Genomic DNA, 24,562 nt, shown 5'->3' with positions numbered 1-24,562 from the left:
TTAAATTAGTGACACTCGTTAAGCTAAACGCGCTAACGCCTGACTTAAGTCAGCGATGATGTCGTCACAATCTTCTAAGCCAATAGAAATTCGCAGCAGATTGTCACCAATGCCTGCCGCCGCCCTAGCCTCTGGCGTGTAGGGAGAGTGCGTCATCGACGCAGGATGTTGAATCAGGGATTCTGCATCGCCTAGGCTCACCGCAATAGAGAACAAACTTAAATGCCCCACAAAGGCCATGGCTTCTTCTAAATTTGCCGCCAGTTCAAACGCAATCACGCCGCCGGCACGTTTCATCTGCTTACCAATAAATTTATGCCCTTGGTGAGAGGCAAGTCCTGGATAATACACGCGGTTAATACTGGGATGTTCGGCCAAAAATTCGGCCACGCGCTGGGCGCTATCGCAATGGCGCTGTAAACGCACATCTAAGGTTTTAAGGCCACGCAAGATCAGCCAAGCATCGTGTGGCGATATCACAGCGCCAATATCTTTTAAGATTTCATACTTCACTTTATGGAGCTGCTCTTCACTGCCACACACTATCCCAGCAATCACATCACCATGACCATTGAGATATTTAGTCGCACTGTGGATCACCAAATCGATACCAAAATCCAGCGGCCGCTGCAGTAATGGAGTCATAAAGGTATTATCGACAATACTGACCAACTGGTGGCGTTTAGCAATAGTCGCAATTGCCGCTAAATCAAATACCTGTAAATGGGGATTGACTGGGGTTTCACAGAAAATGACCTTAGTATTGGATTGAATCGCCGCTTCTATTTCTGCTACCGATGAAAAGTCCACTAAGGACACTTCAATACCAAAGCGAGCGAACTGAGTCGTCATTAGCGCATAAGTGCAGCCGTATACGGCATTGGATGCCACTAAGTGATCGCCCATCTGCAGATTAGCCAATAATGCGGCGGATACAGCGCCCATACCAGATGCGGTCGCAGCGGCAGCCTCTGCCCCCTCTAAAATCGCCATTTTACGTTCAAGCTCGGCGGTTGTCGGATTACCTAAGCGCGTGTAAATATACCCCGGCTCATTACCCGCAAATCGCTCGCCACCTTGCTGCGCCGACTCAAACACAAAAGTCGCACTTTGATATAGCGGCGTCACTAAGGCGCCAAAAGCCTCACGCTCATGGCCGCCATGAATAACCTGTGTTGCCGCTTTCCACATCTTGCCTGACTCATCTTGCATACCTAGCTCCTTGTCATTGGCATTGAACTGACCCCGTTGTTGATTAATTGTTCGTTTGGGATGCTCAATACCTGCGTTATGGATAATCCAATAGATAAGTTAATGAAACATTAGCCCTATCGAATAAGACCTACAGAATAAGCCCTACCATAACGCGACCAAGCACTTAAGCCAGTAGCGTGGCGAAAATAGCAGCGCGCAAAGTGTAATTAACTTGTTACATAGCACTTTTAAGTCGCACTTTCTCATACTCGCTACCTGCAAAAAAACATAAAAAAATGCGCTAAGGAACCAGCCCATTAGCGCATCTATGTTGACGACTTGAATCAGCCAATCACTTGATATTAAATAGCATTTACTCTCTAGACTTATCTTTATCCGACTTAGAAACCTTGTCATCAACATCGGCGAACTGGCCTTTTAATGCGTCGCGGCCTTCCTTAGTAAACAGCTTGCCTGAAAACTGTTTCAGCTCAATTAACAATTCCTGGTGCACTTTAGACAATTTAGGCCTTTGCTCTTCCCTAAACACAATCGGCCGACACAGCGCCATGGCTTGATATCCAAGGCGCGCAGTTAACATGCCGCCACCTAAGCCTTGAGCCAAGCGAGCTGACAATTTACCTGTCATTTCAACTGATAACAGCTGTGTCCCTAAATCGGTAACTAATTCACTGGTGCCCGCATAAATAATATTAATGATGATACTGCGGATAAGTTTAATCCGGCTCCAATAACCTAACTCAATGCCATAACAGCGAGCCACATCGCGCAGCATACGTTGATTACGCCATAGGATGATCGCCATATCGAGCACGGCTAACGGGCTGGCAGCCAGTAGCACCGCCGACTCTGCCGCATAGCGTCGCACCACTTTTTTGGCTAGTTCATCCCGCTCCGTCAACACTAAGTCCTCGAATAACAAGACTTTCTCGGCATCATTATGCTCATCTTTTAATGAACGGCGAAGTTGCTGCAAACCTTGGCTGTCGCCATAGTGGCAAACGATATTATCGATAAAGCTGTCGGCCTCACCCATTTGCATGCTCTGCGCCAGCCTTGCGCCCGTTTCTTGGGTATCGGCGACCTGTTTAAGCCGCGTAAGCTTACGGTATTCACTGACGGCGCCCGCTAATGCCCACGCACTGACGACCCCAAGCACGACACCATAAAAACTGAACAACCAAGGGCTCTCAAGCCAGGCATCCCTCAGTCCCAATCCCGTTTGAACCACCACAAGCAGCAATAAACTCACTGCCGCCAGACGCGCGAGCCAAGACCAAGGGCGTGATTTTACAAGTTGAGGCGATACCGATTTAGCATCGATCATTTCTGGATGGGTAGACAGTGTCGCATCCATTAACGCCTCAACATCAGCTTCAATGTCTTGCACAGGCGCAAGCGGATCAAAGGCTTTCGCCCCTTTGAGGTCCTCTTTACTGGGTTTAAGCGCCACGACTTGTGGGTCAAACAGCTGCTGCTTTTTCAGCGGCTTTTGTTTAATGGCCTGTTGTTTAGCTGCCTGTTGTTCAATGGATTGTTCAACTGATTGCTCAACCGAGCCTTCAAATGAGTTAGCAGAAGAATTGGATACCTGCTCATTTGGGTTATCCGATAGCTTTAGCGTCATTCCAACTTATCTCCCAGTAAGTACTGCAACAGATGATCGAGACGAATATGGTCAAAGTGCACTTGAGAGGGGTCGACATTGACATTATTTGGCGGTGCAAAGCCTATAAAGTTAAACCCTTGATCACGCCAAAAATCGGGGGCAGGTAAGCGAGTGGGCACTTCGCCTGGAAACAAGGTCAGGGCTTTGCCATTGATTCCCGTCCCCTGCACGACTTCGACCTCGCCCTCTTGGGTCGTCACCATGCCATGGCGAGTCGCCTTGATGGCGCTAATCGCCATCGTCTCCACTTTACAACCATCAAAACTGGCAAAATGTTGGCTGTGTTTCAACATATCGGTCAGCAGGGACAACACATGGCCCTGCTGATCACGGGTAACATGGTCAACCTTGCTCGCGGCAAATAATAAACGGTCGATGCGGGGAGCAAATAAACGCCGTAAATAGCTCGATTGGCCAAACTGAAAACTTTCCATAATGGCATTGAGTGCCGCCCCCATATCCTCAAATTGCTTTTTACCGCGATTCAACGCACTAAAACAGTCAACGAGCACTAACTGCCTGTCAAAACCGGCAAAGTGATTTTTATAGAAAGGCTTAACCACTTTAGCCACGTATTCTTGATAGCGTTTTTCCAATACATGGAATCCACTGTGTTTATCGCTTTGCGAAAGCGCCGCGAACTTTTCATCATTAACTAATAACAGGGGGAAAAAAGCCAATAAAGGAGCGCCCTGCCATTCACCCGATAATAACATGCGTCCAGGCTGCGCTTGGTAATAACCTTGTACGTGCACTAAGTCATTGAGTAATAGCTGATACTGATCCGCAATCAATTTTAATTGCTGCTCATCGGCGCTGGCGGCTAAATCCAATGACATCAAAGATTGTTCAAACTCAGCATACAGGGGTGAGCTTTTAAGATGCTCGATGCGAACTTGTTGCGCGCGACACCAAGTAACAAAGTCTTGGCGCAGCATAGGTAAATCGAGTAACCATTCGCCGGGATAATCGACGATATCCAAATACAGTGTGGCGGTATCAGAAAACTTGGCCAATAAGCCCTTTTGCGGTCGGTATTTAATCGCCAGTCGTAATTCAGAAATAGTGCGAGTGGAGGCTGGCCAAGTCGCGGGTTCGGAAGTGAGCGCTAACATGGCGCCTTGATAATCAAAACTGGCGATTTCCAGATCTGGCTGCATGGCACGCTTAACCCCGAGCAAACGCTGCTCACGGCTCACCTGCCACAATGGCAAAGCGCTGTTGTTGCGGGCGTGGGATGAGGTTGAGACGGGTCCAGAATTGAGTAACTGATTGACTAACCCTGTGATAAACGCGGTTTTTCCCGCACCAGAAAGCCCAGTCACGGCCAAACGTAAATGCCGGTCCGCGGTGCGATGTAACAGGGATTGGCCCTTTTGGGTTATTTTATGGAGCGAGGCATCAAGCATTCCCATAGAGACTTCCCTTATGTCGAATGAGGTTAACTTATATTAAGTGATCTTGACTATACACTGGAATGGACAAGAGATTAAGCAACAAGGGCGGACATGGCCGCCCTTTAGAAGGGTTACAAACTATTGATTTGTCTTTTTAAATCAAAGTTGTCAGAGGTGACGTGACGTTCTAAATTTTGTAGCCTGACTTCCAGACTTCGAAATTGACGACTCACGTCGCTCAGTGCTTGCTTTGCGGGTTCTCCCGACTGCCACGGCTTCTTCTTTACCTCGATATCGTCCCTATCGTACGACTTCTGTGGCTTGATGTCTAAAATCACCCACAAAGCGACATAGATGATAAATACCACACCTGAGCCGCCGAGTAAGAAGATAGACACCGCCAGTACTCGCACTAACCAAGTTTCAATCGCAAAGTACTCGGCAATCCCTGCGCATACACCCGCTATTTTGCCTGACTGGGGAATGCGGTACAAAGTACGGCCATTAGATCCTCTCATGTTTCCCCCTCCATTCGGGCGATTCTGTATCCAGAATGGCCTCTAAGGTCTCGATACGCGCCGCCATTTTATCGGCCTTGGATATCAAGTCATTGAGTTGTGAAAACTCTTCCTCAGTGAGTCCCTGGCTCACTTGTCGCTTACTGCGATAATGAAGAACTAACCATATTGGCGCGACTATCACCATGAAAATAATAATCGGCGCCATCAGTACGTCCATATCCATAACTCACCTCTGAATTGTTATTCTTTTGACTTAGTTGGCGCTTTAGCTTTTACCTTGGCTTTTAGCGCTACCAGCTCTGCATTCACAGAATCTTCCGCTTCTAGCGCCGCAAACTCATCGGCTAAGGTCTTTTTGCTGCCAAGATCGTAAGATTCAACTTGGGCTTCTAAGCCTTCGACACGGCGCTCATATTGCTCAAACTTAAGCATAGCGTTGTCGATCTTGCTTGAATCTAACTGCTTTTTCACTTCTAAGCGTGATGACGCGGTTTGAGTGCGCAAAATAATGGTCTTTTGGCGCGCTTTTGCATCGAGCAGCTTTTCCTGCAACATGCCCACTTCATCTTTCAAGCGTGCGATATGTTCATCGATAACGGCTAATTCTTGATTCAGCGTGTCTGCTAAACCGGTCGCTTTTTGTTTTTCAACTAAAGCGGCTTTCGCTAAGTCTTCACGGTCTTTGGACAGTGCCAGTTCAGCCTTATCTTGCCAATCTTGCACTTGCTCTAACACGCGGTTGATACGACGTTGCAGCTCTTTCTTTTCAGCTAACACTTTAGCTGAGGTAGAACGCACTTCAACGAGTGTGTCTTCCATTTCTTGGATAATCAGTCGAACCATTTTTTCTGGGTCTTCGGCTTTATCCAGCAATGCGCTGATATTAGAGTTAATGATATCGGCGAAACGAGAGAAAATTCCCATAATCCTATCCTCAAATTGATGTTGGTCTCGTATAAGGTAATACACTAACCGTGCCAACTTTTACTTCTCATTTAAATACAACAGCTTAAACAAAATTTTAACTTTTACTTCCTTTTACGCTTCAAGCCACTTATTATCATTTTCACCAAATTTTAGCGCGAAAGACTAAAAAATATCGTGGATAATAAATTTCAGCAAGACAACCTTATCGGTCAATCCAACGCCCTACTCGAAGTGTTAGAACATGTGTCGCAAATTGCGCCTCTGTCTAAACCCGTACTGATTATTGGTGAACGTGGCACAGGTAAAGAGCTAATTGCCGAACGCTTACATTATCTGTCTAAGCGCTGGGATCAAAGTTTTATTAAGCTAAACTGTTCATCTTTGAGTGAAAATTTACTCGAGAGCGAATTGTTTGGCCATGAGTCAGGTGCCTTTACTGGTGCTAAAGGTAAACACGAAGGTCGCTTTGAGCGCGCCGACGGCGGCACCTTATTCCTCGACGAATTAGCCAATACCTCAGGACTTATCCAAGAAAAACTCCTGCGCGTCATTGAATATGGCGAATTTGAACGAGTCGGCGGCAGTAAAACCGTGCAAAGTGATGTTCGTTTAATCTGCGCCGCCAACGAAGATTTACCTTCGCTTGCGGAGGCAGGCGAATTTCGTGCCGACTTACTCGATAGGCTTGCCTTCGATGTAATTACGCTGCCGCCGCTGCGTTGCCGCCCAGAAGATATTATGACACTGGCGGAATACTTCGCCGTTGGCATGGCGCGCCAATTAAAGCTGCAGCTATTCAGCGGATTCAGCGCCCATGCGGTCGAGCAATTAATGACCCACGACTGGCCGGGCAATATCCGTGAACTTAAAAACGTGGTCGAGCGCAGCGTTTACCGAAATGGTGGTGAAAATCGGCCCATCGACCATATCACCCTCGATCCCTTTGCTTCACCGTATCGGCCTAAAACGCGCATCAAGACCCGCGAACGTCAAATCAGCTCAGTCGCGCCAACAAGCGTTGTCGGTACGCCGCAATCTGCGCCGATACTTGAGGCTGAAGTCCCTGCCAATACTGAGTCTTCAGTGAATAGCTTTAATTTTCCGCTGGATTTTAAAGAGCAAACTGAGAAGTTTGAGATGGATCTTATCCAGCAAGCACTCTCAAGCAGCCAATACAACCAAAAGAAAACCGCCGACATGCTCGGATTAAGCTACCACCAACTGCGTGGCATCCTTAAAAAATACAATTTACTTGATAAAGCATAAGCAGATTGCCCACGGGGGAGATGCACTGCTAAAATAGCCGTTCATAGTCGATAAAATAATGATTTATAAATGAGTGTGCTAATTAGACGCCTGTGCCTAACAACTGCAGTTTCTTGCATGAGTTGGTTGTTGGTCGCGTGTGGCCCCCAACGACTCCCTTCCGGTTTGGTGTATTGCTCCGAAGGGAATCCTGAGTCTTTTAATCCACAATTGGTGACATCTGGCACGACAATCGATGCCACCTCGCACCAAATTTATAGTCGCTTAGTGGATTATGATACCCAGTCTGGCAAGCTTGTCCCTGCCTTGGCGACGAGTTGGGCCATGTCCGATGATGGCTTAAGCTATCGCTTCACCCTCAGGGAAAACGTGCAGTTCCAGCATTCGAAGCGGTTTACGCCAACACGCCCCTTTAATGCCGACGATGTGTTGTTCTCCTTTAAGCGTATTATCGATACCCAGCATCCTTATCATTTTGTCTCCCGCACGGGTTATCCCTTCTTCCAAAGTATTGGCTTTTCTGAGCAGGTCAAAGGGATAGAAAAGATAAACGATCATGAAGTGGTCTTTTATTTGACCCGCAAAGACGCGTCTTTTCTGTCGAATTTAGCCACCGACTTTGCGGTGATCTTATCCGATGAGTATGCGCAGCAGCAGTTAGCATTGGGTCATCCTGAAAACGTCGACCACTTTGCCATAGGTACAGGGCCGTTCACTTTAGTGCAGTACGCGAAAAACGAATATATTCGCTATCGCCGTCATCCTGACTTTTGGGGCGAACCCGCAAAAATCGATATGCTGGTATTTGATATCACGCCCAAAAGTACCGTCAGACTCGCGAAACTGATCGCAGGAGATTGCAGTGTGTCTGCGCTGCCCAAAGCGGGTGAGCTACCGGTCATCAAGCAACATGAAAAATTAAATATTGAATCACAACCTGGACTCAACGTCGCATTTTGGGCCTTTAACACCCAGAAACCACCACTAGATGATGTTCGTGTTCGCCGCGCCCTCGCCTATGCGGTCGATAAACAAAATATCCTGCGGGCGGTTTATCAAAATACTGCCATTGAAGCCACGGGGGTTCTGCCGCCAGCATCTTGGGCCTATGCCAATAACAAAGGGCTTGTGGATTACAATCCGCAAAAAGCGCGCGACCTGTTAAAAGAAGCAGGCATTAAAAATCTCAGTATTGATATTTGGGCCATGCCAGTCGCCCGCGCCTATAATCCCAATGCGTTAAAAACGGCCGAATTAATACAATCAGATCTGGCCAACGTAGGCGTAAAAGTGAACATCGTCAGTTACGACTGGAGCGTGTTTAGTCAGCGGCTCAGCCGCGATGACTATGATTCTGTGCTGATTGGCTGGAATGCCGATAACAGCGATCCCGATAACTTCTTTACTCCACTGCTAAGCTGCGCTGCGATGCAGTCGAACAACAATCGTTCGCGCTGGTGTAACCCTGAGTTTGATGCCATCTTAGATAGTGCAAGGGAAGTGTCAGATCAGGGCGAACGTAAAGTGATTTATCAGCAAGCAGAAGCCTTTTTGGCCGAACAAGTACCTATGTTGAGCCTAGCCCATGCCAAACGTGTGGCGTTAACTCGTAGTGATATCAAGGATATGCAACTCACGCCTTTTGGCGGTATTTCCTTCGCCCACACTAGCCAAGCACAAGAGGAGGCCAATTAATGTTTAAATACCTACTGCGCCGCCTCAATTTGTTTCTGGCCACTTCGTTAGTCATGGTAGGTGTCTTATTTTACGCCACCGGCTTGTTTCCGGTGGACCGCACCCACGCACTCACTGGCATACATACACCGACGGCGAGTCAACTGGTTCAAATCGAGCAAGACTACAAATTAGATAAAAACCAAGCGTGGCAATTTATCGCTTACCTGCAACAAAGGCTTAGCGGTAATTTAGGTATTTCAGTCACGTCACATCAAGAAGTGGCAGAAGAACTCAGTGCCGTTCTGCCCGCCTCTTTTGAACTCGCTGTAATGGCAGCCATTATTGCAATTTGCTTTGGCGTTCCCTTAGGTGTGCTTGCCTCCCAGAGCCAACATAAACTCACCCAGAATACCATTATGGCGATCACGCTGACTGGCTACTCTGTGCCCGTATTCTGGTTAGGCCTGTATCTTTCACTCTGGTTTGGTGTCGATCTCGGTTGGTTACCGATTTCGGGACAAATCAATTTGTTATATGAAATCAAACCCGTCACTGGCTTTATGCTAGTAGATACCCTGTTATCAGAGTCTGAATACGGCATGTCGGCATTTAAAGATGCCCTGCTGCACATCATTTTGCCTGCCACGACACTCGCCGTGTTACCTTTTACTGTGGTGGTTCGCAGCACTCGTTCGGCGATGATGAATGTAATGAATCAAACTTTTATTCGCGCCGCCGAAGCCAGAGGCATGCATACAAGTACAATTATACTGCGCCATGCACTACCCAATGCCTTGATCCCTGTGCTTAAACATTTAGGACTGATGCTTGGCTCATTTGCCAGTTATGCCATAGTGGTCGAAATGATTTTCTCATGGCCTGGCGTGGGTTCTTGGCTGGTTTCAGGGATTTACCAACGGGACTACACTGTCATCCAAGGTGGTATTCTGGCCGTAGCCCTATTGATTATCTTCCTAAGTATCTTGATTGAAGTGCTGCACACAGTCTTTAATCCACTGAGCAGAAAAGACCTTTATGCCACCAGTTAAAATTTATCAAGAAGATCAAATTGCCTCCCCGACTATGCGGGTGTGGCTTAACTTTTCGGCTAATCCTTTCGCCTTAGCGGGTCTATGGACGATTGCTTTCCTGCTCTTACTAACGCTATTTGGCCCTATGATTGCGCCCTTCCCACCAGAGGCACAAGATCCCAGAGCCTTGTTATTACCCCCCTCATGGGACCCTTCTGGCACAGTGGCACACTTTTTAGGGACTGACGATTTAGGCCGCGATATCTTCAGCCGATTATTACACGGCGCGCACTTGACCTTTGGTATGGCGCTGCTCATTGTTGTCACCGCGTTATTCACAGGCTTTATTATAGGCTCACTGTCGGGCATGATGCGTGGGTTAAAATCCAGTATTCTCGGGCACTTACTCGATGCGCTGCTATCAATTCCTTCATTATTAATGGCCATTTTAGTGGTGGCTGTAATGGGGCCAGGGCTTGAAAATGTGTTCTGGGCCGTCGGGATAGCGTTAACCCCGCAATTTGTGCGCTCGATACACCAGTCAGTGCATGAAGAGTTACAAAAAGAATACGTCACAGCCGCGCGTTTAGATGGCGCGAACTCGATGCAAATTTTTTGGTATGTCATCATGCCAAACGTGTGGGAAGTGGTGATCATTCAAACCACACTTGCCATTTCGGCCGCCATTTTGGATATCGCCGCCCTCGGTTTTTTGAGCTTGGGCGCACAGGCACCGAGCCCAGAATGGGGCGCTATGGTCGCCCAAGGTATGGATAATTTATTAACGGCGCCTTGGGCTGTGACTATCCCGGGCTTAGCGATTCTTTTCAGTGTGCTTTCCATTAACTTGGTTGGCGATGGCTTACGGTCGGCGCTTGCGCCCATCAGAAACTAACTTATGCCTTTACTCGACGTACGAAATCTCACGATTGAACTCGATACGCCCCACGGTAGAGTGCGGGCGCTCGAAAAAGTCAGCTTAACCCTCAATGCGGGCGAAATTCATGGCCTTGTCGGTGAATCTGGCTCGGGGCGAAGTTTGTTAGCCAGAGCGATTCTTGGGATCCCTGGTCCCAACTGGACCATCACAGCCGATCGCATGATGTGGGATGGCAATAACCTGATGGCTATGAGCTCAAAAGAGCGTCGCAATCTGATGGGGTCAGATATGGCGATGATCTTCCAAGATCCATCGGGCAGTTTAGATCCGGCGCAAACCGTCGGTAGCCAACTGATGCAAGCTATGCCTAAGAATCCCAACGCCTATTTTTGGCAAAAACGTCGACATGCGCGGCTGACGGCACAAAAATGGCTACATAAAGTCGGGATCAAGAATCCGCGGCAGGTCATGTCTAGCTACGCTTGGGAATTATCCGAAGGCGAATGCCAAAAGGTGATGATTGCGATGGCGGTTGCTAACCAGCCTCGCCTCTTGATTGCCGATGAGCCCACAAGCTCGATGGAACTCAGCACTCAAGCGCAGATATTCAGATTATTATCTCAATTAAATCAATTACAAAATGTATCGATTCTATTGATCAGCCACGAGCTTGAGACCTTGGCCCAATGGTGCGATCACTTATCCGTGCTCTATTGCGGTCAGGTTATGGAATCAGGGCCGACAGACGAAGTGATTAAGCAGCCTTATCATCCTTACACTAAGGCGCTGCTTGACAACATGCCCGACTATTCAGGCTCCGGTGGTCACAAGGCAATTATGCCCACCCTTCCTGGGTCTGCGCCCGCCTTGCAGCATTTGCCAATCGGGTGCCGTTTAGGACCTCGCTGCCCTGAAGCCCAGAAAAAATGCGTTAATCAGCCAAATTTAAGTCATATTAAAGACCGCTATTTTGCCTGTCATTTCCCTTATCACGGCGAAACCCATAATGACGACCCCACTGCTTAAAGTTAACGATCTTTATAAAAGATACGATACCGGTTATCGAGGCTTTTCCCGCCAATATAACGATGCATTAGCGCCCGTATCCTTCGAGCTCCAGCGCGGCGAAACCTTAGCCATAGTAGGAGAAGCAGGGTCGGGTAAAAGTACCTTAGCCCGCATTTTGGTCGGTGCAGAGCCCCGCAGCGGCGGCGAGATTTTTTTCGAAGGTGAAGCCTTAGACAGCCGCGATATTAAACAAAGATGCCGCTTAATTCGGATGATTTTCCAAGATCCCAATACCTCACTGAACCCGCGTTTGACAATAGGTCAATTGCTCGATGAGCCGCTGCGGTTTAATACCCAAATGTCGGCGCAATCGCGACACACCCAAGTGGTCGATACGCTACGCAAAGTGGGGTTATTACCTGAGCATGCAGAGTTTTATCCGCACATGATTTCCGAAGGCCAAAAGCAACGCGTTGCGGTAGCGCGGGCCCTAATGCTTAACCCTAAAATTATCATTGCCGATGAAGCTTTGACCGCGCTTGACCTTTCAGTACGCTCACAAATTCTCAATTTGCTGCTGAAACTGCAAAAAGACCTCGGCTTGTCTTATATCTTCGTATCCCATAATCTCAATATTATTCGCCATGTTAGCGATAAAATCATGGTGCTGCACAAAGGTGTTATGGTCGAGAAAGCGCCTACAGAACAGATATTTAACTCGCCGCAACATGAATATACCCAGAGGTTGATCCAGGAGCAGAGTCTGTTTGTCCACAAACGTTAAACTGCTCCAACCACTTAAATAATCAGGTGAATTGGCTAAAAATAGGTGCCATTTACCCGCCGAAATATTTATCCTATTGGTCATTTTGATAGAAGAAGCTTAAACATGATTATCAAACCAAAAATTCGTGGATTCATTTGTACCACTACACACCCAGTCGGTTGTGAAGCCAACGTTCAAGAACAAATCACGCTAACCAAAGCTAAAGGTAAAATCGCTAACGGCCCGAAAAAGGTATTAGTGGTTGGCTCATCAAGCGGTTACGGTCTGTCTTCACGTATTGCCGCCGCTTTCGGTAGTGATGCCGCAACGATTGGCGTGTTCTTCGAAAAGCCAGGTACTGAAACGAAACCAGGTACTGCGGGTTGGTACAACTCTGCCGCTTTCGACAAATTTGCTAAAGCTGAAGGCCTATATTCTAAGAGCATTAACTGCGATGCCTTTAGCCATGAAGCAAAACAAAAAGTGATCGAACTTATTAAGCAAGATCTCGGTGAAATCGACATGGTCGTTTACTCACTGGCATCACCTGTGCGCAAACTGCCCGATTCTGGTGAACTTATTCGTTCTGCGCTAAAACCAATCGGTGAAACTTACACAGCGACTGCGGTTGATACCAATAAAGACTGCATCATTGAAGCCACCGTTGAGCCAGCAACTGAGCAAGAAATTGCCGATACAGTAACGGTTATGGGCGGCGAAGATTGGGAACTGTGGATCAAAGCCTTATCTGAAGCCGGTGTATTAGCGGATAACTGCAAAACCGTAGCCTATAGCTACATCGGTACTGAACTGACGTGGCCAATCTACTGGCACGGCGCCCTTGGCAAAGCCAAGATGGATTTAGACCGTGCAGCAAAAGCATTAAATGAGCAATTGTCAGTCACTGGCGGCAGCGCTAACGTTGCGGTACTGAAGAGCGTTGTGACTCAAGCGAGTTCGGCTATTCCAGTTATGCCTTTGTATATCGCTATGGTATTCAAGAAAATGCGTCAGGAAGGGCTCCATGAAGGTTGTATGGAGCAAATCTACCGCATGTTCAGCGAACGTCTATTCCGCGCCGATGGTGCTAAGCCAGAAACTGACAGCGACAACCGCATCCGTTTAGACGATTGGGAACTGCGTGAAGATATTCAGCAACACTGCCGTAATTTGTGGCCACAAGTGACCACAGAAAACTTGTCAGAATTAACGGATTACCGTGAATACAAAGCTGAATTTATTAAATTATTCGGCTTTGGTATCGAAGGTATTGATTACGATGCCGACGTTAATCCATACGTTGAGTTTGACGTTATCGAGCTCTAATTCTGCGATAGCGAGTCACGGTTTATCACAACATTAAACGCCACTTTTTAGTGGCGTTTTTATTTAGAACCCCAAACTAAGATGCGCTACACTAGCTGCAGTTGACCCCTAATAATCCCTCAATAAGGAAAGACGATGAAAATTAGCGCAAGAAATACGCTCAGCGGCACGATCAAATCCATAGAAATGGGCGCGGTAAACAATGAAGTGACGATCGAACTTGCACCAGGTGTCGTATTGACCTCTGTAGTGACGAAAGCATCCTGTGAGCGCCTAGGGCTTAAAGTGGGTGATTCGGCTTATGCACTCATCAAAGCCAGCAGCGTCATGATAGGCGTTGATGACTAGCCCGACGGTAACGTCGCGCTTGATGTAATAAAAGATTAAATCTAACGGGCTGCCTGCTGTGACAGATACCCTTCAATCTCATCGACACACTTAAGCGCATTGAAAAACAAAAAGGCCAAGTGGGATCACTTGGCCTTTTTAATCGAAGTTTACCAGTAAGATAGCCAGGTTAACGCGCTATCCTCACAGAAATTATTCTTCTACAGGGTAAAGTACCTTGGCATTGGCTTTAAGTGAATCTATCAAGCCACGGTAATCTGCTTCGCTGTATTGTGCGTTCAGACGTTGTTTAAGCGCATTAACCAGCTCATCACTCACGCCTTCTGCAGCGTTGACTTTATCCAGTGCAACCACGGCATAACCATTTGCTAAACCAACGGTATCGACAACAGGAGTTGTGCTCGGTGTTGGCATTTGGAACGCTTTACCTACAATAGCTGCATCAACATCTTGCGCGCCGCGGCCTAGTTTCACTTTAGCAACTAAGCCAAGATCCGTTGCACCCGCTTTAACTTGGGCCATCAGCTCTTGTGCTTTCGCACGGGCAGCTTCGTTTGCTTGGTCTTGCTTCAAACGTTCTGTGATATTGGCTTTCACTTCCGCTAAGGCTAAAGTACCCGCATCGTGATGTTCTTTCACACGAACCACCACCACGTGGTTAGGTTCAAGCTCAATCACTTCACTGTTTAACCCTTTCAGCATAACAGTTTCAGAGAACGCTGCTTTGACTAAGTCAGGCTTGTTCAGCGCAGCTGGAACGTTATCGCGAGAGAACAGCGGAGTCGTCTTAATATCGACGCCCACAGCTTTAGCGGTTTCAGATAACGTATCTGGCACTTCATAGCTAGTATCCGCTAATTTGCTTTGTAAGCTGTAGAATTGATCAACCGCTTTCTTATCTTGCAATTGGGCTACTATCTTAGCTTTCACATCGGCAAACGGCACAGTCACACCAGGTTGCACATCTAATAGCTTGATAATATGGAAACCAAAGTCAGTTTTAACCACCGCAGAATGTTGGCCTTTGTTCAATGCAAATAAGGCAGCATCGAAAGCTGGGTCCATCACACCTGGTTCAAACCAATCCAGTTTACCGCCCTGCTCTGCACTCAAGGTATCGTCAGAGTTCGCTTTAGCCAGATCAGCAAAATCGGCACCGCTGTCTAATTGCTTAGCTAAATCTTCAGCCTTGGCTTTTGCAGCCGCTTCATCACTACCAGGCATAACCAGAATGTGCGCCGCAAGACGCTTCTCGTTAGACACGTATTGGGCTTTATGTTCTTCGTAATAAGCTTGCGCTTCTTCGTCTGACACTGGGTTATTTTTAGCAAAATCAGCCGCATTCAGTTCAACATATTCTAAGCTCACCATTTCAGGGCTCATAAACTGCCCTTGGTTTGCGTCGTAATAGTTTTTCACTTGCTCGTCAGTCACAACCGCTGTCGCTAGGAATGGCGCAGAATCAACCACTAAATAACGCACATCGCGGGTTTGACCTTGTAACTCAGCCAATTGCTTAGCTTCACCTGCTAACACAAATTCAGTACCAACTAGCGCAGCTGTTAACTGACGACGGGTCATATCGACACGCATCATGTCTCTAAACGCCTGTGGTTGATAACCTAACTGACGTAGAATCGCTTGATAACGGTCGTTATCAAATTTGCCATCAGTTTGGAATGCGGGTTCAGTTTTAACAGCTGCAATAATCTGTTCGTCAGATACTCGCAGCCCCATTGCCGTAGCCGCTTGATCTATCAGTTTGTCAGCCACTAAGCGCTCTAATACGCTCTGCTTAATGCTTTGTAGATATTTTTCGTCAGCAGATAACGCAGCAAACATCTCACCTAGCTGTTGCTCCATACGAGAGCGCTCGCTTTGGTAAGCCTGTTCAAGCTCGGCTTTCGTGATCTTGTCGCCGTTCACTTCTGCCGCAGGTACATCAGTTGTAGAACCTAAGTAACTGCTGACTCCTGCAAATGCAAAAGATAAAATCACAAGTACGAGAATGCCTTTAGCAATCACGCCTTGCGAACCATCGCGGATCTTTTCTAACATCAGATTTCTCGCTTGTTGCGATTAACAAAATAAAAAGGCGCATCAGTTTGAGATGCGCCTTTCTGTAATTTATGGGGAATATTCAGACGCTACCACAGGTAAATTCTAAAACCCCGAGTAATGGTAGAAATTAAGCTTCATATTCCATTACTTTCAATTCGTAAAAAGCACTGATAAACAGTGCTTGTCATTACGAATGCCTTACAAAGGCTACGATATTAATGATTAATTAACAGCGTCTTTCAGTGCTTTACCAGCTTTGAATGCTGGAATTTTAGCTGCTGCGATTTTGATTTCTTCACCCGTTTGTGGGTTGCGACCAGTACGCTCAGCGCGTTCACGCACTTCAAAAGTACCAAAACCAACAAGAGAAATTTTATCGCCTTCTTTCAGACCTTCAGTCACAGCAGCGATAAAAGAATCCAGTGCACGGCCGGCAGCGGCTTTAGAAATGTCAGCACCAGATGCGATTTTCTCGATTAGTTCAGATTTGTTCATGTCATCCCCTTGAATGTAATTTTTTTGCGCCGCAACCAAATCCGTCTCTAGAGCGGTCTGCGGAGGCTTTTATAACAAGCTTGAATTCAAAGTTCAAGCTGAGTTCGAAAACCAAAGAAATAAAACTGGATACAGCTCAAAGCCAGTTGCGCCAAGGGCTTGGAGCAGCTGGCTCTCCACAGACCTAGGCTACCACAGGTCTGCGCTTTGTTAAGCCCCTTTTTTCATTTTTTTTAACGTGATAGCGCAATTTCTTGCGTTATGCCAAGTTTTTAACCACTTCGAAGCCTTCAACCGGTCTTTCTAGGGCCAGTTTTAACACTTCGTCGACCCAACGCACAGGACGAATTTCTAAATCGGCAATCACATTGGCAGGAATTTCTTCCAGATCACGCTCGTTTTCTTTTGGTATAAGTACCAATTTTATGCCGCCGCGGTGTGCTGCCAGCAGTTTTTCTTTCAAACCGCCAATAGGTAACACTTCACCACGTAAGGTAATTTCACCTGTCATGGCCACGTCGGCACGCACAGGGTTCCCCGTTAAGCTTGATACTAAAGCGGTACACATAGCTGCGCCGGCTGATGGACCATCTTTTGGTGTTGCACCTTCTGGCACATGCACGTGGATATCACGCTTCTCGTAGAAATCCGCATTGATACCTAATTGTTCCGCACGGGCACGAACCACTGTCATCGCAGCCTGAATCGACTCTTGCATTACATCGCCAAGCGATCCTGTGTAAGTTAACTTACCTTTACCAGGTACCGATGTGGCTTCTATCGTCAGTAAGTCACCACCCACTTGGGTCCACGCTAAGCCAGTCACTTGACCGATTTGGTTCTTCGACTCAGCTTTGCCGTAATCGAAGCGCTGCACGCCAAGGAATGACTTAAGGTTATCTTGATTCACAGTGACAGATTTAACTGATTTATCGAGCAAAATCATTTTCACGACTTTACGACAAATCTTCGACAATTCGCGCTCAAGCGCTCGCACACCCGCTTCACGGGTGTAGTAACGAATAATGCCAACAATCGCGCTGTCATCCACATGGATTTCAGTCGCTTTTAAGCCGTTGCGTTCAATTTGCTTATTCAGCAAATGTTGCTTAGCAATATTCAGCTTCTCGTCTTCGGTATAACCCGACAAACGAATGACTTCCATACGGTCAAGCAGTGGCCCAGGAATGTCCATGGAGTTTGACGTAGCGACGAACATCACATCGGATAAGTCGTAATCGACTTCGAGGTAATGATCGTTAAAGGTCGCATTTTGCTCAGGATCGAGGACTTCTAATAAAGCAGAAGCCGGATCGCCGCGCATGTCTGAACTCATCTTGTCGATTTCATCCAGCAAGAATAATGGGTTTTTTACACCCACTTTAGCCATCTTTTGAATGACTTTACCTGGCATAGAACCAATATAAGTACGGCGATGACCACGGATTTCCGCTTCATCACGCACGCCGCCTAAGGCAACACGGACATACTTACGACCAGTCGCCTTAGCGATCGATTGACCTAGCGAGGTTTTACCCACACCTGGAGGTCCAACGAGACACAGAATTGGCCCTTTAAGCTGACGCACTCGACTTTGGACTGCCAAATATTCCAAGATACGTTCTTTAACTTTTTCCAGACCGAAATGATCGGTATCGAGCACTTCTTGGGCTTTTGCTAAATCACGTTTGATTTTAGAGCGTTGGCTCCAAGGCACTGACGTCATCCAATCCACATAGCTGCGAACAACTGTGGCTTCTGCCGACATTGGCGACATCATACGTAGCTTGTTAAGCTCGGCTAGGGCTTTTTCTTTCGCCTCGGCGGGCATGTTAGCCTCTTCAATCTTACGATTTAAGGCTTCAAACTCGTCATGGCCTTCGTCTAAGTCACCCAGTTCTTTCTGGATGGCTTTCATCTGTTCGTTCAGATAGTACTCACGCTGACTTTTTTCCATCTGTTTTTTAACGCGGGTACGAATACGTTTCTCAACCTGCAATAGGTCGATCTCCGATTCCATCATCGCCATTAAATATTCCAGACGCTCGCCAACGTTGATCATCTCAAGCACAGATTGCTTATCTTCAAGCTTAAGTGGCATGTGTGCAGCCATAGTATCTGCCAGACGCGCCGCTTCATCGATACCCGATAAAGAGGTCAAGACTTCTGGCGGGATCTTTTTGTTCAGCTTGATATAACCTTCAAACTGACCAATAGCACTGCGCACTAACACTTCTTCTTCTTTGTCTTCCAGCGGTTCTGATTCCAGATACTCAGCTTTAGCCACAAAGAACTCTGTTTCTTGGGTGTAACGGGTAATACGGGCGCGACGACCGCCTTCTACCAACACTTTGACTGTGCCGTCTGGCAGCTTAAGTAACTGTAAAATAGAGGCAACCGTACCCACTTCGAAGATGTCATCTTTTGATGGTTCATCGAGTTCGGCATCACGCTGCGCCACTAAAATAATTTGCTTATCCTGCGCCATTGCGGTTTCGAGACATCGAATAGATTTTTCTCGTCCGACAAATAACGGAATTACCATATGGGGATAGACCACCACATCTCGCAGTGGCAGCACGGGGAGTTCGATATGCGCTTCACGCTCTTGGGTCATAGTTCGATTCCGTTTTGGTGAAATGGATTAATACTGGAGTATATTGGGACGCTTTATTGAGTTTCAATGGCTAATACGAAAAAAGGAGTCCATTGGACTCCTTGTTTTTCAGTTTATTAGCGATCAGTACAATTATTGTTCGCCTGATGCCACTTGGGCCTCATTGTGCTCGTAAATCAAGATTGGGGCAGACTCCCCTTTCACTACTGATTCATCCACAACGGCCTTCACCACACCGTCAACGGATGGGATATCGTACATAGTATCCAGCAGAATACTTTCAACGATGGAGCGTAGGCCACGGGCACCTGTCTTGCGAGACATGGCTTTGTGAGCAATCGCTTTAAGCGCATCTTCGCGGAACTCAAGCTCAACCCCTTCCATCTCAAATAACGCACTGTATTGCTTAGTTAGGGCATTTTTAGGTTGAGATAGAATTTGTACTAAAGCTTCTTCATCCAGCTCAGTCAGAGTCGCAACCACTGGTAGACGACCAATAAACTCAGGGATTAAACCGTATTTGACTAAATCGCCAGGCTCTACTTGCGATAAGGTTTCAGAGATCGTCGCTTTCTCTTTCTCGCCTTTCACCTGTGCACCAAAACCAATCCCCGAGCCAACGTGCGCACGTTGCTCAATCACTTTCTCAAGCCCAGCAAACGCACCACCACAGATAAACAGGATCTTAGAAGTATCGACTTGTAAGAATTCTTGCTGTGGATGCTTACGGCCACCTTGTGGTGGAACCGCGGCAACAGTACCTTCAATCAGCTTAAGCAGCGCTTGCTGTACACCCTCACCCGATACGTCACGGGTGATTGATGGATTGTCTGACTTACGGCTAATTTTATCGATTTCATCGATATAAACGATACCACGCTGCGCTTTCTCAACATCGTAGTCGCACTTTTGCAGCAACTTTTGAATGATGTTTTCAACGTCTTCACCCACATAACCCGCTTCAGTCAGTGTTGTGGCATCGGCCATAGTGAAAGGTACATTGAGTGAGCGCGCAAGGGTTTCAGCCAGTAGGGTTTTACCGCTGCCCGTTGGGCCAATCAGCAAAATATTACTCTTACCCAGCTCGACTCCGTCCTTAGGCGATGCATTTTTTAAGCGCTTATAGTGGTTATACACAGCCACTGATAGCACTTTTTTGGCTCTGTCTTGGCCAATCACATAATCGTCTAAATGTGCACGTAATTCATGTGGTGTTGGTAATTTATCGCTATCACGCTTCGGAGAGATTTCTTTAATCTCTTCGCGAATGATGTCGTTACATAACTCAACACATTCGTCGCATACATACACTGATGGGCCAGCAATGAGTTTTCTGACTTCATGCTGGCTCTTTCCGCAAAAAGAGCAGTACAGCAATTTACCGCTGTCACCATTATTTTTGTTATCGCCCATTAATTACCTCATTTGCAGTCTGCTCTACTGCCTGTCTTAAATTTGCTTAACTTTTACAGAGCATAGCTCAGTCAAAAGCAAAAATCAGCCGCGTTTCGTCATCACAGAGTCAACTAAGCCATATTCGACGGCTTGAGTCGCACTCATGAAGTTGTCACGGTCTGTATCACGTTCAACGACTTCGAGCGGTTGGCCAGTATGCTCGGCTAACATTTGGTTAAGCTTATTCTTAATGCCTAAGATTTCTTTGGCATGGATAGCGATGTCAGAAGCTTGACCTTGAAAACCACCCAGTGGTTGATGGATCATCACGCGAGAGTTTGGTAAACAGTGACGTTTGCCCTTCTCACCACCGGCTAATAAGAATGCACCCATGCTAGCCGCTTGACCGATACACACAGTGCTAACATTTGGTTTGATGAACTGCATAGTATCATAAATCGCCATGCCTGCCGTGACAGAGCCACCTGGAGAGTTTATGTATAAAAAGATATCTTTATCTGGGCTTTCTGATTCTAAGAATAATAATTGCGCCACGATAAGGTTTGCCATGTGTTCTTCAACTTGACCTACCAAAAAGATAATCCGCTCTTTCAACAAACGAGAATAAATATCGTATGAGCGTTCACCCTTAGCAGTCTGTTCGATCACCATAGGCACTAAAGCACTTTGTATGTCTGACGCATTATGCATTATTCACTTCCCTAAATAAAAATGGCTCGCATGAGGAGCCTCATACGAGCCATTATAAATGGCGAACAGCTAATCAAGTCAAGCTTAGCTTATGCGCGACCGGTAGCCTTGTTCATAAATTCTTCAAAAGCGACTTGTTTTTCGGTCACTTTGGCAGATTTCAACAGTGCTTCAACCGCTTGCTCTTCTAAAGCAACGTTGCGCATGTTTTGCATCAGCTCTTTGTTGCTGTTGTAATAAGCAACTACTTCACTTGGATCTTCGTAGGCTGAAGCCATAGAAGCGATCAAGCCTTGTACGCGTTCATCTTCCGCTTTCAGTTCGTTAGTCTTGATGACTTCGCCTAATAGCAGACCGATTTTAACACGACGTGCAGCTTGTTCAGTGAACAATTCAGCTGGCAGTTCTGGCATGTTAGCCGATTGGCCGCCAAAACGTTGCATGGCTTGTTGACGCAAAACGTTAACTTCGCCATCGATCAGTGCTTTTGGCAGAGTGATGTCGTTGTTCGCTAACAGACCGTTGATCACTTGCTCTTTCACGTTAGCTTTTAACGCTTGCTCAAGTTCGCGGTTCATGTTTTTACGGATTTCAGCTTTAAGGGCTTCTAAGCCACCTTCGCTGATACCGAACAGAGCAGCAAACTCATCGTTGACTTCTGGAAGATTAGCGGCTTGAACTTCAGTCAGCGTAATCGCGAACTTAGCGGCTTTACCTTTCAGGTTTTCAGCGTGATATTCTTCTGGGAAGTTCACGTCGATAACAAACTCTTCACCCGCTTTGTGACCTAAGATACCCGCTTCAAAACCTGGGATCATACGGCCGCTTCCTAGTTGCAGTTCGAAATCGTCAGCTTTGCCGCCTTCAAATTCTTCACCGTCAACTGAGCCAACAAAGTTCATCTTCACTTTGTCGCCATCGGCAGCTTCACGCTCAACAGCAGCGAAAGTCGCGTGTTGTTTACGTAGGGTTTCAATCATAGTGTCAACGTCAGCGTCAGTCACTTCAGCTTTTGGCTGTTCTACTTCGATTGCATCTAAGCCTTTCAGCTCAACTTCTGGATAGATTTCAAAGGTAGCGATAAATTCGAATTTTTCGCCATCAGTTGAACCAGGAACAAAAGTCGGTGCACCCGCTGGGTTTAACTTCTCAGCAATAATTGCTTCGATGAAGTTACGTTGCATCACTTCACCCATGATGTCTTGACGAATCGCTGCGCCGTAACGTTTGTTAATCACAGTAATAGGCACTTTACCAGGACGGAAACCTGGGATACGAGCACGCTTAGCTTCACGTTGTAAACTGTCTTTAACCAGCTTTTCAATTTGTTCAGCAGGAACAGAAATGGTCAGGCGACGCTCTAGGCCTTGGGTTGCTTCAACAGAAACTTGCATTGTTTTACCTCGAAATTTGTCTAACGTCCTTTGTAATAGCCGATTCATCAACTATTCAGGTATTCGTTTCTTGATCATTAAATTTGACTACAATGCCCACCACAACTGGCTTTAGGCACAGGTCGCTCATAGTTGATATCTATCAAGACGCGACATTATAGCCACCGTTTTCTGCAGAGTCGAGCCTCAACAGCCGAATCTGAGGTATAAAAAAAGCGACACAAGGTCGCTTTTTTTAATTTGTACTCAAAGTACTAAAAAATGGGGTGACTGATGGGGCTCGAACCCACGACAACCGGAATCACAATCCGGGACTCTACCAACTGAGCTACAATCACCACTGAAACTGGTACGCCCGGCAGGATTCGAACCTGCGACCACCCGCTTAGAAGGCGGGTGCTCTATCCAACTGAGCTACGGGCGCATGGTTTACAGAATTTTCTGTATCCTAACCGATTTGGAAAGCACTTAGCTAACCCTATCATTCGCCTATTTGAGTTCAAATTACTTTTTGAATTCATCGATGCAAATGACAATAAAGTGGTCGGTGATAGAGGATTCGAACCTCTGACCCTCTGGTCCCAAACCAGATGCGCTACCGGACTGCGCTAATCACCGAAGGTCTTACATTTTACTTGGTATCAACTCAGAGGCTCCCCTCTGGTCCGCTCTCGTCCAAAATCTGGATGCGTTACCGGACTGCGCTAATCACCGATGGTCTTACATAACATTTTCAGTGCTAGATGAACACATCTGCCTGAGAACGGAGCGCATCTTATCCCCTCACTTTACAACCGTCAACGATTTTTTTATTGATTGACTCTAGGTGCTGAATTATCAGGCTAATCCGGTTTTTTTTATCCATTTGGCGACGGCTTTAACCATGACACAGTAGCTGTGCCCTGTTAAAATAGCCGCGATTGCCAATCTCTGTGTTAACTACTGTTTTCACCATCGCCCATATAAAGGATATCCTACACCCATGACAGCCCAAATAATCGACGGCAAGGCGATTGCTCAATCCATCCGCACTAAGCTCAGCGAAAAAGTCACCGCCCGCAAAGAGGCTGGACAGCGCATTCCGGGTTTAGCCGTAGTATTAGTGGGAGCCGATCCGGCATCACAGGTTTATGTTGGAAGCAAACGTAAGGCCTGTGAGGAAGTTGGATTTATTTCTCGTTCATACGATTTAGAAACAAGTTGCAGTGAAGATGAGTTGCTGAGCCTTATTGATAGTCTGAATGATGATCCGACCATCGATGGCATTTTAGTGCAACTGCCATTACCTGCCCATATCGAAGATTCAAAAGTCATCGAACGTATTCGTCCAGATAAAGATGTCGATGGATTTCACCCGTATAACGTTGGCCGTTTAGCGCAGCGTATTCCTGTGCTGCGCTCTTGCACGCCGATGGGCATTATGACACTCATCAAATCCACTGGTGTCGATACCTATGGTTTAGATGCTGTTGTGGTTGGCGCGTCTAATATTGTCGGCCGCCCTATGACCTTAGAGTTACTGCTTGCTGGCTGCACCACCACCACTTGCCACCGCTTCACTAAGAATCTTGAGCAAAAGATCCGTCTCGCGGATCTCGTTGTTGTCGCTGTCGGTAAACCCGGCTTCATTCCTGGTGAGTGGATCAAGCCCGGCGCGATTGTAATAGATGTGGGTATTAACCGTTTAGATAACGGCACCTTAGTCGGCGATGTGCAATATGAAGTCGCCGCGCAAAATGCCAGTTTTATCACTCCAGTCCCAGGCGGTGTTGGCCCGATGACAATTGCGAGTCTATTGGAAAATACCTTATACGCTGCCGAGCAATATCACGACTAGCTTCTAGCTTCTAGCAAGCAT

21 protein-coding genes and 3 tRNA genes are annotated in these 24,562 nt (G+C 46.8%); 9 read left to right on the top strand and 15 right to left on the bottom strand.

Translation table 11 applies throughout. From position 1 onward, the window contains the following. Nucleotides 1–18: 18 nt before the first annotated feature. From megL to pspA, 6 genes are all read right to left on the bottom strand, one after another. Nucleotides 19–1,212, bottom strand: coding sequence for a methionine gamma-lyase (gene megL / locus AYJ58_RS10995; protein ID WP_106650154.1), 1,194 nt, complete (start codon nt 1,210–1,212; stop codon nt 19–21). Between the two features lie 355 nt (nt 1,213–1,567). Next, nucleotides 1,568–2,842, bottom strand: coding sequence for a TIGR01620 family protein (locus tag AYJ58_RS10990; RefSeq protein WP_106650153.1), 1,275 nt, complete (start codon nt 2,840–2,842; stop codon nt 1,568–1,570). Continuing rightward, nucleotides 2,839–4,299, bottom strand: a complete 1,461-nt coding sequence (locus tag AYJ58_RS10985; RefSeq protein ID WP_106650152.1) for a YcjX family protein — start codon at nt 4,297–4,299, stop codon at nt 2,839–2,841. Before AYJ58_RS10985 ends, AYJ58_RS10990 begins: the two co-directional genes overlap by 4 nt. 113 nt (nt 4,300–4,412) lie before the next feature. Further along, entirely contained in the window at nt 4,413–4,799 is a 387-nt protein-coding gene (gene pspC / locus AYJ58_RS10980) for an envelope stress response membrane protein PspC (RefSeq protein WP_063883141.1), read from the bottom strand. Then, nucleotides 4,786–5,025, bottom strand: coding sequence for an envelope stress response membrane protein PspB (pspB, locus tag AYJ58_RS10975; RefSeq protein ID WP_006081138.1), 240 nt, complete (start codon nt 5,023–5,025; stop codon nt 4,786–4,788). Before pspB ends, pspC begins: the two co-directional genes overlap by 14 nt. Nucleotides 5,026–5,042: 17 nt before the next feature. Continuing rightward, nucleotides 5,043–5,726 (bottom strand): phage shock protein PspA, encoded by a 684-nt coding sequence (gene pspA / locus AYJ58_RS10970; RefSeq protein WP_106650151.1) that lies wholly within the window; start codon nt 5,724–5,726, stop codon nt 5,043–5,045. Between the two features lie 177 nt (nt 5,727–5,903). Between pspA and pspF the strand changes: the two genes are divergently transcribed. The 8 genes from pspF (at nt 5,904) to AYJ58_RS10930 (ending at nt 14,031) form a co-directional block, all read left to right on the top strand. Continuing rightward, a complete protein-coding gene (gene pspF, locus AYJ58_RS10965) occupies nt 5,904–6,995 on the top strand; it encodes a phage shock protein operon transcriptional activator (RefSeq protein ID WP_106650150.1) in 1,092 nt (363 codons plus the stop codon). A gap of 69 nt (nt 6,996–7,064) precedes the next feature. Further along, on the top strand, nt 7,065–8,690 hold the full coding sequence (gene sapA, locus AYJ58_RS10960) for an ABC transporter substrate-binding protein SapA (RefSeq protein ID WP_106650149.1): 1,626 nt from the start codon (nt 7,065–7,067) through the stop codon (nt 8,688–8,690). After that, nucleotides 8,690–9,721: an ABC transporter permease gene (locus AYJ58_RS10955; RefSeq protein WP_106650148.1), complete on the top strand. Its 1,032-nt coding sequence runs from the start codon at nt 8,690–8,692 to the stop codon at nt 9,719–9,721. Before sapA ends, AYJ58_RS10955 begins: the two co-directional genes overlap by 1 nt. Continuing rightward, nucleotides 9,708–10,598 (top strand): ABC transporter permease subunit, encoded by an 891-nt coding sequence (locus AYJ58_RS10950; RefSeq protein ID WP_006081133.1) that lies wholly within the window; start codon nt 9,708–9,710, stop codon nt 10,596–10,598. The genes AYJ58_RS10955 and AYJ58_RS10950 overlap by 14 nt, the downstream gene beginning before the upstream one ends. A gap of 3 nt (nt 10,599–10,601) precedes the next feature. Next, the gene (locus AYJ58_RS10945) at nt 10,602–11,609 is read left to right on the top strand and encodes a peptide ABC transporter ATP-binding protein (protein WP_006081132.1); all 1,008 of its coding nucleotides are present in this window, start codon (nt 10,602–10,604) and stop codon (nt 11,607–11,609) included. Further along, the gene (locus AYJ58_RS10940) at nt 11,590–12,375 is read left to right on the top strand and encodes a peptide ABC transporter ATP-binding protein (RefSeq protein WP_106650147.1); all 786 of its coding nucleotides are present in this window, start codon (nt 11,590–11,592) and stop codon (nt 12,373–12,375) included. The genes AYJ58_RS10945 and AYJ58_RS10940 overlap by 20 nt, the downstream gene beginning before the upstream one ends. A gap of 105 nt (nt 12,376–12,480) precedes the next feature. After that, entirely contained in the window at nt 12,481–13,683 is a 1,203-nt protein-coding gene (fabV, locus tag AYJ58_RS10935) for an enoyl-ACP reductase FabV (protein ID WP_106650146.1), read from the top strand. 135 nt (nt 13,684–13,818) lie between these two features. Next, nucleotides 13,819–14,031, top strand: coding sequence for a TOBE domain-containing protein (locus AYJ58_RS10930; RefSeq protein WP_006085368.1), 213 nt, complete (start codon nt 13,819–13,821; stop codon nt 14,029–14,031). Nucleotides 14,032–14,223: 192 nt separating this feature from the next. Here the strand turns inward: AYJ58_RS10930 and AYJ58_RS10925 are convergent, their stop codons facing one another. The 9 genes from AYJ58_RS10925 to AYJ58_RS10885 form a co-directional block, all read right to left on the bottom strand. Continuing rightward, nucleotides 14,224–16,089: a SurA N-terminal domain-containing protein gene (locus AYJ58_RS10925; RefSeq protein WP_106650145.1), complete on the bottom strand. Its 1,866-nt coding sequence runs from the start codon at nt 16,087–16,089 to the stop codon at nt 14,224–14,226. A 225-nt stretch (nt 16,090–16,314) separates the two neighbouring features. Then, the gene (gene hupB, locus AYJ58_RS10920; protein ID WP_006081127.1) at nt 16,315–16,587 is read right to left on the bottom strand and encodes a nucleoid-associated protein HU-beta; all 273 of its coding nucleotides are present in this window, start codon (nt 16,585–16,587) and stop codon (nt 16,315–16,317) included. 259 nt (nt 16,588–16,846) lie between these two features. Then, a complete protein-coding gene (lon, locus tag AYJ58_RS10915; RefSeq protein ID WP_106650144.1) occupies nt 16,847–19,204 on the bottom strand; it encodes an endopeptidase La in 2,358 nt (785 codons plus the stop codon). A gap of 132 nt (nt 19,205–19,336) precedes the next feature. Continuing rightward, a complete protein-coding gene (gene clpX, locus AYJ58_RS10910; RefSeq protein WP_106650143.1) occupies nt 19,337–20,617 on the bottom strand; it encodes an ATP-dependent protease ATP-binding subunit ClpX in 1,281 nt (426 codons plus the stop codon). 84 nt (nt 20,618–20,701) lie between these two features. After that, the gene (clpP, locus tag AYJ58_RS10905; protein ID WP_006081124.1) at nt 20,702–21,310 is read right to left on the bottom strand and encodes an ATP-dependent Clp endopeptidase proteolytic subunit ClpP; all 609 of its coding nucleotides are present in this window, start codon (nt 21,308–21,310) and stop codon (nt 20,702–20,704) included. Between the two features lie 89 nt (nt 21,311–21,399). Next, complete coding sequence (gene tig, locus AYJ58_RS10900; RefSeq protein WP_106650142.1) at nt 21,400–22,704, bottom strand: trigger factor; 1,305 nt, start codon at nt 22,702–22,704, stop codon at nt 21,400–21,402. A gap of 262 nt (nt 22,705–22,966) precedes the next feature. Then, a tRNA-His gene (locus AYJ58_RS10895) sits at nt 22,967–23,042 on the bottom strand. 9 nt (nt 23,043–23,051) lie between these two features. Further along, nucleotides 23,052–23,128: transfer RNA gene (locus AYJ58_RS10890), tRNA-Arg, on the bottom strand. A 117-nt stretch (nt 23,129–23,245) separates the two neighbouring features. After that, a tRNA-Pro gene (locus tag AYJ58_RS10885) sits at nt 23,246–23,322 on the bottom strand. 364 nt (nt 23,323–23,686) lie between these two features. On the opposite strand from AYJ58_RS10885, the gene folD reads away from it, so the two are divergent. Beyond that, entirely contained in the window at nt 23,687–24,541 is an 855-nt protein-coding gene (gene folD, locus AYJ58_RS10880; protein WP_106650141.1) for a bifunctional methylenetetrahydrofolate dehydrogenase/methenyltetrahydrofolate cyclohydrolase FolD, read from the top strand. The last annotated feature ends 21 nt before the right edge of the window (nt 24,542–24,562 follow it).

The sequence above is a fragment of the Shewanella sp. Pdp11 genome (genome assembly GCF_002838165.1).
Classification (GTDB): domain Bacteria; phylum Pseudomonadota; class Gammaproteobacteria; order Enterobacterales; family Shewanellaceae; genus Shewanella; species Shewanella hafniensis.
The sequence above is the reverse complement of the archived record's forward strand: the minus strand, read 5'-3'. Positions and strand labels throughout refer to the sequence as shown.

What these genes read in the sequence shown, in the direction of transcription:
- AYJ58_RS10925 (WP_106650145.1), bottom strand. Translation starts at nt 16,089, where the DNA reads ATGTTAGAAAAGATCCGCGATGGTTCGCAAGGCGTGATTGCTAAAGGC.
- AYJ58_RS10940 (WP_106650147.1), top strand. Translation starts at nt 11,590, where the DNA reads ATGACGACCCCACTGCTTAAAGTTAACGATCTTTATAAAAGATACGAT.
- AYJ58_RS10950 (WP_006081133.1), top strand. Translation starts at nt 9,708, where the DNA reads ATGCCACCAGTTAAAATTTATCAAGAAGATCAAATTGCCTCCCCGACT.
- clpP (WP_006081124.1), bottom strand. Translation starts at nt 21,310, where the DNA reads ATGCATAATGCGTCAGACATACAAAGTGCTTTAGTGCCTATGGTGATC.
- sapA (WP_106650149.1), top strand. Translation starts at nt 7,065, where the DNA reads ATGAGTGTGCTAATTAGACGCCTGTGCCTAACAACTGCAGTTTCTTGC.
- hupB (WP_006081127.1), bottom strand. Translation starts at nt 16,587, where the DNA reads ATGAACAAATCTGAACTAATCGAGAAAATCGCATCTGGTGCTGACATT.
- folD (WP_106650141.1), top strand. Translation starts at nt 23,687, where the DNA reads ATGACAGCCCAAATAATCGACGGCAAGGCGATTGCTCAATCCATCCGC.
- AYJ58_RS10955 (WP_106650148.1), top strand. Translation starts at nt 8,690, where the DNA reads ATGTTTAAATACCTACTGCGCCGCCTCAATTTGTTTCTGGCCACTTCG.
- AYJ58_RS10945 (WP_006081132.1), top strand. Translation starts at nt 10,602, where the DNA reads ATGCCTTTACTCGACGTACGAAATCTCACGATTGAACTCGATACGCCC.
- pspB (WP_006081138.1), bottom strand. Translation starts at nt 5,025, where the DNA reads ATGGATATGGACGTACTGATGGCGCCGATTATTATTTTCATGGTGATA.
- lon (WP_106650144.1), bottom strand. Translation starts at nt 19,204, where the DNA reads ATGACCCAAGAGCGTGAAGCGCATATCGAACTCCCCGTGCTGCCACTG.
- clpX (WP_106650143.1), bottom strand. Translation starts at nt 20,617, where the DNA reads ATGGGCGATAACAAAAATAATGGTGACAGCGGTAAATTGCTGTACTGC.
- AYJ58_RS10990 (WP_106650153.1), bottom strand. Translation starts at nt 2,842, where the DNA reads ATGACGCTAAAGCTATCGGATAACCCAAATGAGCAGGTATCCAATTCT.
- AYJ58_RS10930 (WP_006085368.1), top strand. Translation starts at nt 13,819, where the DNA reads ATGAAAATTAGCGCAAGAAATACGCTCAGCGGCACGATCAAATCCATA.
- pspC (WP_063883141.1), bottom strand. Translation starts at nt 4,799, where the DNA reads ATGAGAGGATCTAATGGCCGTACTTTGTACCGCATTCCCCAGTCAGGC.
- tig (WP_106650142.1), bottom strand. Translation starts at nt 22,704, where the DNA reads ATGCAAGTTTCTGTTGAAGCAACCCAAGGCCTAGAGCGTCGCCTGACC.
- pspA (WP_106650151.1), bottom strand. Translation starts at nt 5,726, where the DNA reads ATGGGAATTTTCTCTCGTTTCGCCGATATCATTAACTCTAATATCAGC.
- fabV (WP_106650146.1), top strand. Translation starts at nt 12,481, where the DNA reads ATGATTATCAAACCAAAAATTCGTGGATTCATTTGTACCACTACACAC.
- AYJ58_RS10985 (WP_106650152.1), bottom strand. Translation starts at nt 4,299, where the DNA reads ATGGGAATGCTTGATGCCTCGCTCCATAAAATAACCCAAAAGGGCCAA.
- megL (WP_106650154.1), bottom strand. Translation starts at nt 1,212, where the DNA reads ATGCAAGATGAGTCAGGCAAGATGTGGAAAGCGGCAACACAGGTTATT.